General features: G+C 62.5%; 9 protein-coding genes. 6 read left to right on the forward strand and 3 right to left on the reverse strand.

The window, feature by feature from the left end; genetic code table 11:
- The first annotated feature begins 5 nt into the window (after window positions 1–5).
- From QZ964_RS15040 to ung, 3 genes are all read left to right on the forward strand, one after another.
- Complete coding sequence (locus tag QZ964_RS15040) at window positions 6–1,157, forward strand: cell envelope biogenesis protein TolA (protein WP_292532457.1); 1,152 nt, start codon at window positions 6–8, stop codon at window positions 1,155–1,157.
- A 112-nt stretch (window positions 1,158–1,269) separates the two neighbouring features.
- Window positions 1,270–2,589, forward strand: coding sequence for a Tol-Pal system beta propeller repeat protein TolB (gene tolB / locus QZ964_RS15045; protein ID WP_292532458.1), 1,320 nt, complete (start codon window positions 1,270–1,272; stop codon window positions 2,587–2,589).
- 188 nt (window positions 2,590–2,777) lie between these two features.
- The gene (gene ung, locus QZ964_RS15050; RefSeq protein ID WP_292532459.1) at window positions 2,778–3,446 is read left to right on the forward strand and encodes a uracil-DNA glycosylase; all 669 of its coding nucleotides are present in this window, start codon (window positions 2,778–2,780) and stop codon (window positions 3,444–3,446) included.
- A gap of 139 nt (window positions 3,447–3,585) precedes the next feature.
- Here ung and QZ964_RS15055 read toward each other — a convergent pair whose 3' ends face one another.
- Complete coding sequence (locus QZ964_RS15055; protein ID WP_292532460.1) at window positions 3,586–4,743, reverse strand: ionic transporter; 1,158 nt, start codon at window positions 4,741–4,743, stop codon at window positions 3,586–3,588.
- Window positions 4,744–4,934: 191 nt separating this feature from the next.
- Here QZ964_RS15055 and uvrC point away from each other — a divergent pair, with 191 nt between their 5' ends.
- Entirely contained in the window at window positions 4,935–6,860 is a 1,926-nt protein-coding gene (gene uvrC, locus QZ964_RS15060) for an excinuclease ABC subunit UvrC (protein ID WP_292532494.1), read from the forward strand.
- A 6-nt stretch (window positions 6,861–6,866) separates the two neighbouring features.
- On the opposite strand, the gene QZ964_RS15065 is transcribed toward uvrC, so the two are convergent.
- Window positions 6,867–8,744, reverse strand: a complete 1,878-nt coding sequence (locus tag QZ964_RS15065; RefSeq protein ID WP_292532461.1) for a potassium transporter Kup — start codon at window positions 8,742–8,744, stop codon at window positions 6,867–6,869.
- A gap of 428 nt (window positions 8,745–9,172) precedes the next feature.
- Window positions 9,173–9,586: a lysozyme inhibitor LprI family protein gene (locus QZ964_RS15070; protein WP_292532462.1), complete on the reverse strand. Its 414-nt coding sequence runs from the start codon at window positions 9,584–9,586 to the stop codon at window positions 9,173–9,175.
- A gap of 62 nt (window positions 9,587–9,648) precedes the next feature.
- Between QZ964_RS15070 and QZ964_RS15075 the strand changes: the two genes are divergently transcribed.
- Both QZ964_RS15075 and QZ964_RS15080 read left to right on the forward strand, forming a co-directional pair.
- On the forward strand, window positions 9,649–10,506 hold the full coding sequence (locus tag QZ964_RS15075) for a YihY/virulence factor BrkB family protein (RefSeq protein WP_292532463.1): 858 nt from the start codon (window positions 9,649–9,651) through the stop codon (window positions 10,504–10,506).
- A 68-nt stretch (window positions 10,507–10,574) separates the two neighbouring features.
- Window positions 10,575–13,043 (forward strand): DNA translocase FtsK, encoded by a 2,469-nt coding sequence (locus tag QZ964_RS15080; protein ID WP_292532464.1) that lies wholly within the window; start codon window positions 10,575–10,577, stop codon window positions 13,041–13,043.
- Window positions 13,044–13,089: the final 46 nt, after the last annotated feature.

The following is a 13,089-nucleotide window of genomic DNA, read 5'->3' on the forward strand; positions in this document are numbered from 1 at the left end:
CGGAAATGAAAATTTCGCGCTCCGAACCCGGTCTTCCGCTCTCCTCTGCAATCCACGCCGGATTGCTACTGACGGCGCTCGTCCTGTTTTCCAGCAGCCCAAAATTCGACGACGCCGTCGAGATGATTCCGGTCGACCTTGTCACCGATAGCGAACTCGCCCAGGTCATGAAGGGAGAAAAAACTGCGCGCGAAATCAAGTCGACGCCGCGCGTCGACAAGGTCGCGGCCGAAGCCGAGACAAAGCCGGAGCCGCCACTCGCGGAAGCCAAGAAAGACGTCGCCACGCCATTGCCGCCCGCGCGTCCGCTGCCGCAGCCCGCCGCCGACACGCCGCCGACGCCGCCGAAACGCGTCGCCGCTCTGCCGCCGAAGCCAGAGCCGCCGCCCAAGCTCGAGGAAAAGCAGCCCGAGCCGAAACCGGCGGCGAAGCCTAAAGCCGCGGCGCCGCAACCAGACAAGACGGAGCCCGAGACGAAGGACCCGGCTGAGGCCGAAATCGTCAAGCCGAAGCCGCCGACCCGCTCGAAGCCGGACAAGTCGGCAAAGGATGCGGCTAACGTTGAGAAACCAAAGGAGCGGCTCAAGGTCGACGAGGTCGCGAAGCTCCTCGCCAGTAAGAAGCAGCAAGACAAGCCTAAGCCTGAAGCGACGATCGGCGAACTGGCGGAAAAGGCGGCGAAGGAATCGAAGGCGGAATCGGGCGACGAGAATGCCCCAAAGTCGAAATTCGACGCCGCGAGCATTTCGAAAATGCTGAGCCGCGAAGCGCCGCAGCGCAAGGCCGCAACCGGCAGAGCGACCCAGGCCGCCGCGCTCGGCGCGCCGACGGGGACGGCCGCCAAAATGTCGGCCTCGATGGAAGCGCGCATCGCCGCCTATATCCACGATCACTATTACCCGTGCTGGGCGTCCGCCCTGTCGCTTGGCGGGCAGACCTATACGCCGATCGTGGAGTTTCATCTTTCGCGCGAAGGCGAACTCGAGGGGCGCCCGAAACTGCTGAACGCTTCGGCGACGCCGACCGAACATGCCCGTGGCGAACAGGCGATGCAGGCGGTGCGCCGCTGCAGCCCGATGCGGATTCCGCCCGAGTTCATGCCCTATTACGAAGAGGCGCTGCGCGAGGTCACGATCCGCTTCCAGGATGCGAATTAGTGACCGCCTTCGCGCGCAGCGAACGGGTCGCCCCCCTCCCCAACCCTCCGAGAACGTCCATCGCCGCAAGGCGTTACGGTTTCTTCACGGCGATGCCGGAAAGATTTCGCCCATGACACGCAGCATCACCCGCCGCGCCGCCGCCGGCTTTATCGCCGGCGCGGCGTTCGCCCCAATCCTTCCCGCCCCGACGGCGCGCGCCGGACGCGTCATCGATCTCAAGGGCGGCGGCTTTCAGCCGATCAATATCGCCGTCGCGCCTTTTGCCGGCGACGACGCCGCCAAGACCGTGACCTCGGTGACGCTGAATAATTTCAAACGCTCGGTGTTTCTTCATCCGATCGAGCCCGCCGCGCTGCCGGCGAACGCCGCGCCGCCGGACGCAGCGCCCCATCTCGCCGCGTTCAAAGCGGTTAACGCGCAATTCGTGCTGACCGGGCGTTCGCAACGGGGCGCCGACGGAAGACTAAAGACCGAGTTCCGGCTCTTCGACGTGACGACGGGCGAACAGGTCGCCGGTCAGCAATATGTGACTGAAACCGCCAATATACGGCGAGTCGCGCATCTCCTTTCCGACGCCGTCTTCACCCGCATCACCGGCGAAAAAGGTTTCTTCGACACGCGGGTCGTCTTCGTCGACGAAACCGGCTCCAAGGAGAGGCGCCGCAAGCGCCTCGCCATGATGGATCAGGACGGCGCGAATGTGCGCTACCTGACGCGCGGCGACGAACTCGTCGTCACGCCGCGATTCTCCCCCAATTCGCTCGACGTGACTTACATGTCCTTCGGCGCCGACGGCGATCCGAAAGTCCTGTTGATGAATATCGAGAACAGCCAGCGCGAAGTCGTGGGCAATTTCCCTGGCATGACCTTTTCGCCGCGATTTTCGCCCGATGGACAGAAGATCATCATGTCGCTGTCGCAGGGTTCGACGACCAATCTCTATACGATGGATCTGCGCTCGCGCACGACGACGCGTCTGACCGACACCGCCGCCATCGATACGGCGCCGTGCTACGCTCCGGATGGCTCGCGCATCGTTTTCGAGAGCGATCGCGGCGGCTCGCAGCAGATTTACATCATGGGCGCGCAGGGCGGCGACGCGAAGCGCATCTCCTTCGGCGGCGGCCGCTATTCGACGCCGGTCTGGTCGCCCAAGGGCGATTACATCGCCTTCACCAAGCAGAATGGCGGCAATTTCGCGATCGGCGTGATGAAGACCGACGGCTCCGGCGAGCGCATTCTCACCGAAGGCTTTCACAATGAAGGCCCGACCTGGGCGCCGAACGGCCTATTCCTGATGTTCTTTCGCGATTCCGGCGGCGGTGGCGGACCGAAAATCTACATGGTCGACGTGTTCGGCCGTTCCGAGACCCAGGCGCCGACCCCGAGCTTCGCAAGCGACCCGGCCTGGGGCCCGCTGCAGGATTGAGGCTCGGCGGGCATTTCGACTAAACTGTCCGCATGAACCTCGCCGAAGCCATTGCGAAACTGCGGGAGCGCGCGCCAGCTCCACGCGGTCGATCAAATTATCTGGAATGTCGTGGTTGACGAATTGCCGAAGCTGAAAGAAGCGGTTACCCAAATTCGCAATAATTTCGATACTGCCCGCCCCTCAAAATGACCAGACCAGTTCGCATCGAGGAAAGCTGGCGCAAGCATCTCGCGCGTGAATTCGAACAGCCCTATTTCGGGGAGCTGCGAGAATTCGTCCGCAGCGAATATGCCGCGCGCCGAATCTATCCGCCGGCGTCGCAGATTTTTCGCGCCTTCGACGAATGTCCCTTCGACCAGGTCAAAGTCGTCATTCTCGGGCAGGACCCCTATCACGGCGCCGGACAGGCCTGCGGACTTTGCTTCGCCGTCGGCGCTCATACGCCGCCGCCGCCGTCGCTCCAGAACATCTTCAAGGAAATCGAAGCCGATCTCGGTCATAAGGTCTCTCGCGACCCCGATCTTTCGCGTTGGGCGCGACAGGGCGTGTTGCTTCTCAACGCCACGCTCACCGTGCGCGAGAACGCCGCCGGATCGCATCAGAGCAAGGGCTGGGAGCAATTTACCGACGCCGCGATTCATGCGCTATCGCGCGAGCGCGAAGCCGTCGTCTTCATGCTGTGGGGTTCCTACGCCCGGCGCAAGGGCGCAGGGATCGATCGGCGGAAACATCTGGTGCTCGAATGCGCCCACCCATCGCCGCTTTCGGCGCACAACGGCTTTTTCGGCTGCAAGCATTTTTCTAAGGCGAACGATTATCTGATCGCCCACCGCCAGACGCCGGTCGAATGGTAAGGCGCAAAGTCATCGAGTCGCGCTCAACTGGACAATTCGGTTACGATTGGCAGACTTGGTCAGCCGCCTATCGCCTTCGCCGCCGCTTCGTGAACCTTGAGCAGATCTTCGTCTTGGATTGACGCACTTTGCGTGAGAGCTAGGGCACGAACAATAGAAAAACATATGTTGCGAAAACGACAAGATGCACGAGGCCGGTCAGGAGATTGGTTCGGCCGGCGCCGAAGCTCACCACGCTGAGCAGCAATGTCAGCAGCAGCAACATAACGTCGCGCTTCTCAAGGCCGAACATGATCTCCCGGTGCGTTGCAAGGCTCAAGAGCGCCACGGCCGGAACCGTGAGCCCGATCGTCGCGACGACAGAGCCGAGCGCGCCGTTGATGCTTGTCTGAAGCGCGTTACGCATCGCCGCTCTGATGGAGTTCATGGACTCCGGGAGCAGAACCAGCATCGCGACGGCCGCGCCGGTCACTCTGTTCACGTCATCGACGCCAAGCCAGCGAAGCCCCTCTTCGAGGCCCGGGACCACCCGCTCCGCGAGCAGAGAGACGCCGAGTAAACTGGCGCCAAGTCCCACGACCGCGAAAATCGTCATGGCGCGCGAGGGCTTCGCCACGCCGTGGCCAGCGGCGGCGACATGCACGTCGATGAAATAGGATCGGTGCCGCACCGTCTGAATGAAGAGAAACGTACTGTAAAGCAGCACCGATAGAACGCTGACGAAAACGAGCTGACTTGAGGACAGAGTCGGTCCGTAGCTTGACGTCGTATAATCGGGCAGGATGAGCGTGAGAACCGAAAGAGCGATGAGGATGGCGAGATAGGCGCTGGTCGCCATCGGCTGTAATTGCTGCTCGTGGTGACGGAACCCGCCGAGCAGCAGGCAGAGGCCGACCAGACCGTTGCAGACGATCATGATCGCGGAGAAGACCGCCTCGCGCGCTTCGGTCGGGTCGTCATCGCCATATTCGATCATCGAGGCCATGATCGCGACCTCGATAATGGTCACGGCGATGGTGAGCAAGAGCGTGCCAAAGGGCTCGCCGGTCTTGGCGCCGATGATCTCGGCATGCTGCAGGGCGGCGAAGGCGGTCCCGATCAATAGTACCGCCGCGATGCTGGCGGGAACGAAATCAATCGACGCCGGCATCTGAGAGAACCAGGATTCGCCGAACTTGAAGACGGCGGCCAGCCCAAGCGCCAGCGCCGGAAAAAGGATCGAGCCAATTGTGATCCTCGCCCCCTGCATTCCGTCCCTCTGATCGTCGAAGCCCAAGCTTTGCAGTAGTCTGGCCAAAGGCTCGGGCGCGCGCAAGGCGTCCGCGCCGCGCAAACGCCGCGCGGATCGATATTCTGCACAAGTCTTTGCTTTGGCCGCGCGTCGAACGACTCTTTCCATCGCCGCTTGCGGCGAATAAATCTAGGTCAATGACGCCCCGGCTCACAAATCCTCGCGATCTTCCGCCTCAGGAAGACGACGTCTTCGACATGGCCGACACGCTTGCGGAGGCGGAGCCGTGCGAAGAGTCTCTCGAACCGCCCCAGACTCCCGAAAGCGTCAAGCGCGGCGTCGACGTCATCAAGAAGCATTGGCGCCACGCGCCCAACGGTCCCGGCGTCTATCGCATGATCGCCGAAAACGGCGAGGTGCTCTACGTCGGCAAGGCGAAGAACGTCCGCAAGCGGGTCGCGAGCTATACGCGCCTCGCGGGTCATGTGAACCGCATCGCGCGGATGATTTCGGCGACTACGACGATGGTGTTCATCTCTGTCGAGACGGAAACCGACGCGCTGCTTTTGGAAGCGAATCTCATCAAGCAGTTGAAGCCGCGCTTTAACGTGCTGATGCGCGACGACAAATCCTTTCCCTATATTTTCATCGCCATGGATCACGAAGCGCCGCAGATTTTAAAGCACCGCGGCGCCCGCGTGCGCAAGGGAGACTATTTCGGACCCTTCGCCAGCGTCTGGGCGGTCAATCGCGCCTTGAATGCGCTGGAGCGCGCCTTTCTCCTGCGATCCTGCACGCAAAGCTTTTACGACAATCGCACGCGCCCTTGCCTGCTCTACCAGATCAAACGCTGCTCCGGCCCGTGCACCGGCGAAGTCTCGATAGACGATTACGCCGAACTTGTGCGCGAGGCGCGGAATTTTCTCTCCGGCAAGAGCCGCGCCGTGCGCGAACAGCTGGCGCGCGAGATGACCGAAGCCTCCGAACGGCTGGAGTTCGAACGCGCGGCGCGGCTGCGCGATCGCATCTCGGCGCTCTCCGCGATTCAGGGCGCGCAGGGGATCAATCCGCGCAGCGTCGAAGAAGCCGACGTCTTCGCGATCGCCAAGGACGCCGGGCGCTTCTGCATCGAAGCGTTCTTCTTTCGCGCCTATCAAAACTGGGGCAATCGCTCCTACTTCCCGCGCGCCGACGCGACGCTGTCCGAGTCCGAAGTCCTCGACGCCTTTCTGGCGCAGTTCTATCAAGAGCATCCTTCCGCACGCTGCGTTTTTCTCTCTCATCCGATTGAGGACGGCGCGCTGCTTGAAGAGGCTTTGACCGCGCGGCTTGGCCGTCGCGTCGAACTGCTCGCGCCGCAGCGCGGCGAGAGGCGCGAACTGGTGGAGCACGCGCTCCAGAACGCGCGGCAAGCGCTCGGCCGCAAGCTCGCCGAGGACGCAAGCCAGCAGCGGCTGCTCGCGGCGCTCGGCCAGGCCTTCGGTCTGGCGTCAGCGCCGCATCGGATTGAGGTTTACGACAATTCCCACATCGGCGGCGCGCAGGCGATCGGCGCGATGATCGTCGCGGGCCCCGCCGGGTTCATGAAGGCGCACTATCGAACTTTCAACATCCGTGGCGCCGACATCGCGCCGGGCGACGACTTCGGCATGATGCGCGAAGTGCTGACGCGCCGGTTCGCGCGACTCGCCAAGGAAGGCGAAAAGGACCAGGAGGGCGACGCCTTTCCGGCCAGGCCCGATCTCATCCTGATCGACGGCGGACGCGGCCAGTTCGACGTCGCGCGGGACGTCTTACGCGAGCTTGGAGTCGAAGGCGTCGCGATCGCCTCGATCGCCAAGGGCGCGGATCGCAATGCTGGACGCGAAACCTTCTTCGTCGAGGGCCGCGAGCCGTTTCGCCTGCCGCCGCATGATCCGGCGCTGTATTTCGTCCAGCGGCTGCGCGACGAGGCGCATCGCTTTGCGATCGGAACGCATCGCGCTCGGCGCAAGAAGGATTTCACCAAGAATCCGCTCGATGAGATCGCCGGCGTCGGGCCATCGCGGAAACGCGCGCTGCTGCTGGCGTTCGGCTCGGCGAAGGCGGTGTCGAAAGCGGCGCTTTCGGACCTCGAGAAGGTCCCCGGCGTCAACAAGTCGACGGCGCGGCTGGTCTACGAGCATTTCCAGCGCGGAGAATGAAAGCCCTCATATCTCGACTTGACCCCCAAGTTCGACGACGCGGCCCGGCGGGATTTGAAAGAACTCCGTCGCGGGAAGCGCATTGCGGTGGAGAAATTGGTAGATCCGCAGCTTCAATCTCCGCCATTTTGAGAGGCCTGCCGGGAGGATCGTCAATCGGCCGACGAAGAAAGACGTTTCCATCATGTTGAAGTGAAACGGAACGGAAAGCGACTCGAGAAGCAGCGCGCGGGGGATATCGGGTTGCTCCATGAAACCATAGTGAATTGTTATCGCGTAAAATTCGTCGTCGCGCATCGTTGACTCGACGCGTTGCAAAGTATTAACGCGCGGTATCTGCTCGGTCTCGACGTGCAGAAGCACGATGCGTTCGTGCAGAACCTTATTATGCTTGAGATTGTGTAAGAGCGGAACAGGAACGACATCGCTGCGACTGGACATATAAACCGCCGTGCCTTTTACGCGCGGCTTGCCACGAAATTGCGCGACGAAGCTCGGTATGGGGAGCGTGTCGCGCTCCAGCGCGGTGCGCATGTCCTTATAGCCTTCCGCCCAGCAACTCATCAGGAAGTATAAGACCGCGGCGGTCGCAAGTGGAATCCATCCGCCATCAAAAAACTTCACCATGTTGGCGGCGACAAAGGAGCCGTCGACGAGGATGAACAAGCCTGCGACGCCAAGACTAACGGCCAGGCTCCAGCGCCAGACTTCGCGCATCGCGATGAACATCAGGCTGCTCGTAAGCAGCATCGTCAACGACACGGCGATTCCGAATGCCGCGGCGAGATGTTCCGAGGAGCGGAAGGAGACGGTCAAAACGAGAGTGAGCGCCATCAAAGACCAATTGACGAAACCGACGTAAATCTGACCGTAGCTCTCCTCTGATGTCTGCATGATGTGGATGCGCGGCAGCAGCCCAAGCTGGATGGCTTGTCGCGTCATCGAGAAAGCGCCGGTGATGATCGACTGGCTCGCGATTACGGTCGCGACCGTCGCCAGCGCCACAAGCGGCAGTTGCAGCGCCGATGGACAGAGATCGAAAAACGGATTGGCGGATGCCTCTGCAGGGCGGTCGACAAGGAGCGCGGTCTGACCGGCATAATTGAGCAGTAGCGCCGGCAGGACGAGGCCATACCATGCGAGTAGGATCGGCCGTCGGCCGAAATGCCCCATGTCGGCATAAAGGGCTTCAGCGCCCGTCGCGCACAGGAACACCGCGCCGAGCAACAGAAATCCGGCCATCCCATGGGTTGCGAGATAGTGGAGGCCAATGGCGGGATTGAGCGCCCAATGAACCTCGGGATGTCTGACGAGGCCGCCCAGGCCCAAAGCGCCGATAACAAGGAACCACAGCGTCATGATCGGCCCGAAGAGCTTCGAGATGCGCGCCGTGCCCTGTGATTGCAAGCTGAACAAGCCGATGAGAACAACAACGGATAGCGGCGCGACATAGGGCGCAATCGCAGGCGCCGGCGTTTTCAATCCCTCAAGCGCGCTCAATACGGAGATCGCCGGCGTGATCGCGCCGTCGCCAAACAGCAGCGCAGCGCCCAGCATTCCGGTGGCGATTACGAAAGGGCGGCGTCCCTGCTTGACGCCGAGCAGCGACATCAGCGCCAAAATGCCGCCCTCGCCGTCATTGTCGGCGCGCATGATGACGGCAACATATTTGATCGATGTGATGACGATTAGCGTCCAGACGATCAGCGAGAACATGCCGAGCGCTTCTTCCGGCGAGACCGCGCCGCCTGCCCATTCGACTGCGGTTTTGATCGTATAAAGCGGGCTCGTGCCGATATCGCCATAGACGACGCCCAGCGCGCATAGAGCGAGCGCCCCGAGCCGCGCGCCATGGCTTTCGGTCGTTGCCGCGCTACTCGCCATCAACGTCCCCCAATTTAGACGATGTCGAATATTGATCGTTACGAACGTCCAAGACCCTCACTCTAGCCGGACAGCGGGATCTGACCGGAATTCGCCGCTGCTAATGGCTAATCAGTCTCGCATAAAGGAAATATTCGGAAAAACGCCGCGCCTGGGACGTCCTCACGGTCCGGCGACGGCCCTCGATCTCGCCTTTGAACAAATCCGCCACTATGCCGCCGCAGACGCCGCGGTGAGCTTGAGGTTGATGCGTGCGCTTAGAGACAGCGCGAGCTGTGAGCGACCCGACGCTCCACGAATGTCTGGCCGAGCGCGGTCGGCGGGTGCTCGCGGGATGCCTATTAAGGCCCAGTCATGTTAGCGGACGCAAACATATTCGACGGCGATGAAAATCGGTCATTGCGAAGTACGGCGCCCGATCGGCAAGCCTATTGGCCGCCGCAGGAGACGTCGCCTTCCTGACAATTCAGTTGATGCTGCAGCATTTTCGTCTGCTGCGCGGTCAAGTCCGTGAGACACTGCCACAGCATCATACTGTGAATGCTACCGCCGATCGTTCCCATCGTGTCAAATTCGCACTGCTGATCCCGGTATCTGATCCAGGACTTCTGCGCCTCCCGCAGCTTCGACTGGCCCCCCGGGCTGATCTTGCTGAGCAACTTTTGGTAGACTGCGTTCAGTTCCGCGTCGGACTGCTTGAAATTGTCGCCCGCACACAAATTCATCGCAGTTTGCGTATCGAGACCGCTGCAATCTTTAGCCATCGCCAAGCTCGACCAATGGGCTAGAACCACAAAGGCCACGGCGACGGCGATCGAGCATCGTAAAGGGAAGATCTTCATCGGCCGAATTCTTTCCCTCGCGCCATCGCCATTCCAAAGCAACCCTCTATCATGGGATTAGCATGCCAAAATTTCTGCGAATCCTTTACGACGCCTATCTCAAGTTCAACCAGGACGATGGTTGGCCGATCGCCAGCTATGTCGCGCTGTCGATTCTGACGTCGCTCTTTCCCTTTCTCATCTTTCTGACCGCGCTTGCCGGCTTTTTCGGCCTGGATGCGGAAGCCGACGCCGCGACGAAGCTTCTTTTCGAGGCTTGGCCGGAAAGCGTGGCGGCGCCGATTTCGGCGGAAATTCGCAATGTTCTGACGCAGCCGCATGGCGGACTCCTCACCTTCGGCGCCGTGTTCGCGATCTATTTTTCCGCAACCGGAGTCGAAGCGCTGCGCGTCGCATTGAACAGGGCCTATGATACGCGCGAGCAGCGCGCCTGGTGGCTGCTGAGGCTCGAATCGATCCTATTCGTTTTTATTGGCGCCGCATCGCTTCTCGCCGTCGCTATTCTCCTGGTGCTTGCCCCGCTCGCGCGGGCGATCGCGGAGCGTTACGTTCCTCTCGTCGTCCATGAACTGCAACATCTCTATGGGCCGGTGCGCTATGGCGTCACCACCGCTGTCCTTACGATGGCGCTTTTTGCCGCCCACATATTTTTGCCGGCCGCGCGGCGCAGGGTCGCCTTCATCGCCCCCGGCCTGGCGCTGACGCTCATCGCCTCTATCGCTCTCGGCGCCGGCTTCGGCAATTATCTCGCGAGATTCGCCGGCAGCTATATTTCGACCTATGCGGGCCTCGCCTCCATCATGATCGCGATCGTCTTTCTCCAGCTGCTGGCGGCGATTTTCATCTATGGGGCCGAGCTCAATCAGACGGTCGCGAGCGGCGGCGAAGATAAAGGGGAGCGAGGGTTAAGCGCGCCTTAACCGAGATTTTTTAGGCTGCCCGCATCCGCGCGCCAGGTGCGTCGCGATTAAGCGGGGCTTCTCCTCACATGCGTAGCCATGCAAGTGGTCACTTCACCGAGCAGCTTCGCGAATTCACGGCGCGGCGGCTGGCTGAGCTGCTGGGCGTCTTTCTGGTGGCGACCGCCGCCGCTCTGACGGTGTCGCTGGTCAGCTGGTCGGCCCGCGATCCGTCGTTCAACCACGCGACCTCGGGCCATGTCCGCAATCTTCTCGGGCCGCCGGGCGCGATCGTCTCCGATCTGCTGATGCAGCTTATCGGCTTTGGCGCCATCGCCGCCATCCTGCCAATTGCGACCCAGGGCCTGCGACTGATGCGACGTCGACGGATCGGCCGCGCCCTGCTCCGCGTCGGTCTATGGCTCGTCGGCCTCTTCGCGACCGCCGCGACCGCGTCGCTGCTGCCAGCGACCGATCGCTGGCCGCTCCCCACCGGCCTCGGCGGCGTCGCCGGCGACGCCATCCTTGCCGTTCCGCGCACAATCTTCGCCGGCTCGGGAGTCCTGATGGCGGCGTTCGGCGCCGTCGCCGCTCTTGTCGCGATCCTCACCGTGACCGGCGCCGCGGGTCTCGGCTTCGAATCCGAAGCCGACATGCGCAGCCGGTCTTCCGAAGATGACGTCACCATTCGTCCCGGCGCCGACGATGACGACGACGCCGGCGGCGAGCCTAGCATGGCGCTGATTTCGCTCGGCGCGCTCATCCACTTTGGGCTGGCGCTGAAAGCGTCGGCGGCGCGGGCGGCCGGCAGGCTCTGGCGGCGCGGCCCGCGGACGACCGACAGGCCGCCGCCGCCGCGTTACCCGCGCGTCGAGCCGACGTTCGAGGAGCAGGATATCTATCCGATGCACGCGCCGCCGCGCGCCCGCAATCTCGACGAAACCGATGCGGTTGCGCCGCCGGCGCCCCGCCGGACGCGGGCCCCAAATCGCGCCGCGCCGCCCAGTGTCAACGCGCGCTATGAAACGCCGCCCCTCAACCTGCTCGCCGAGCCCAAGAAGCAGGCGAGCGGCGTGAAGCTCTCGCAGGACGCGCTGGAACAGAATGCGCGTCTGCTCGAGGGCGTGCTCGAGGATTTTTCCGTCAAGGGCGACATCATCAACGTGCGCCCCGGCCCGGTGGTCACGCTTTATGAGCTGGAGCCGGCGCCCGGCATCAAAAGTTCGCGCGTCATTGGCCTCGCCGATGACATCGCGCGCTCCATGTCGGCGGTCTCGGCCCGCGTCGCGGTCGTCTCCGGCCGCAACGCCATCGGCATCGAACTGCCGAACCAGCGCCGCGAGATGGTCTATCTGCGCGAGCTGATCGCCTGCGAGGATTTCGCCCGCTCCAATCACAAGCTCGCCATCGCGCTCGGCAAGACCATCGGCGGCGAGCCGGTGATCGTCGATCTCGCGCGAATGCCGCATCTCCTCGTCGCTGGCACGACCGGCTCCGGGAAGTCAGTCGCGATCAACACTATGATCCTGTCGCTGCTCTATCGCCTAAAGCCCGAAGAGTGCCGGCTGATCATGGTCGATCCGAAGATGCTGGAGCTCTCCGTCTACGACAATATCCCCCATCTCCTGACGCCGGTCGTCACCGACCCCAAAAAGGCGGTCGTGGCGCTCAAATGGGCGGTGCGCGAGATGGAGGACCGCTACAAGAAAATGTCGAAGCTCGGCGTGCGCAACATCGACGGCTACAACGCCCGCGTCGCCGACGCGCAGGCCAAGGGCGAGACCATCACCCGCACCGTGCAGACCGGTTTCGACCGCGAGACCGGCGAAGCGATCTTCGAACATGAAGAGATGTTGCTGTCGACGCTGCCCTATATCGTCGTCATCGTCGATGAGATGGCCGATCTCATGCTCGTCGCCGGCAAGGACATCGAGGGCGCGATCCAGAGACTGGCGCAGATGGCGCGCGCCGCCGGCATTCATCTCATCATGGCCACGCAGCGCCCCTCGGTCGACGTCATCACCGGCACGATCAAGGCGAATTTCCCGACGCGCATCTCCTTCCAGGTGACGTCGAAAATCGACAGCCGCACGATTCTGGGCGAGCAAGGCGCCGAGCAGCTGCTCGGCCAGGGCGACATGCTTTACATGGCCGGCGGCGGCCGTATTTCGCGCGTGCACGGGCCTTTCGTCTCCGATCGCGAGGTCGAGGAAATCGTCGCTCATGTGAAGACTCAGGGCGCGCCGCAATATCTCGACGCCATCACCGCCGAGGACGATGTTGGCGAAGACGGCGAAGCTCCCCTGCCCGGCTCGATGGACGCGGAGGAAGGCGGCGACCTCTACGACCGCGCCGTCAATATCGTGCTGCGCGACAAGAAATGCTCGACGAGCTACATCCAGCGGCGCCTCTCGGTCGGCTACAACAAGGCGGCTTCGCTCGTCGAGCGCATGGAGCAGGAAGGCGTCGTTTCCGCCCCCAACCACGCCGGCAAGCGCGAGATATTGGTTGGCGGAGGCATCGACCGCGGCGCTTTCGACATCGCGGCCGCGGAGTAAGGCTTCGCCCCCATTTCCGCCAACTTATGCTAGGAAGACGGCGACC

The organism is Methylocystis sp. (assembly GCF_021731785.1).
GTDB lineage: Bacteria > Pseudomonadota > Alphaproteobacteria > Rhizobiales > Beijerinckiaceae > Methylocystis.

Bases quoted from the DNA above. Each gene is read 5' to 3' on its own strand.
- QZ964_RS15070 (WP_292532462.1), bottom strand. From the start codon at position 9,586: ATGAAGATCTTCCCTTTACGATGCTCGATCGCCGTCGCCGTGGCCTTT.
- tolB (WP_292532458.1), top strand. From the start codon at position 1,270: ATGACACGCAGCATCACCCGCCGCGCCGCCGCCGGCTTTATCGCCGGC.
- ung (WP_292532459.1), top strand. From the start codon at position 2,778: ATGACCAGACCAGTTCGCATCGAGGAAAGCTGGCGCAAGCATCTCGCG.
- QZ964_RS15065 (WP_292532461.1), bottom strand. From the start codon at position 8,744: ATGGCGAGTAGCGCGGCAACGACCGAAAGCCATGGCGCGCGGCTCGGG.
- uvrC (WP_292532494.1), top strand. From the start codon at position 4,935: ATGGCCGACACGCTTGCGGAGGCGGAGCCGTGCGAAGAGTCTCTCGAA.
- QZ964_RS15080 (WP_292532464.1), top strand. From the start codon at position 10,575: ATGCGTAGCCATGCAAGTGGTCACTTCACCGAGCAGCTTCGCGAATTC.
- QZ964_RS15040 (WP_292532457.1), top strand. From the start codon at position 6: ATGAAAATTTCGCGCTCCGAACCCGGTCTTCCGCTCTCCTCTGCAATC.
- QZ964_RS15075 (WP_292532463.1), top strand. From the start codon at position 9,649: ATGCCAAAATTTCTGCGAATCCTTTACGACGCCTATCTCAAGTTCAAC.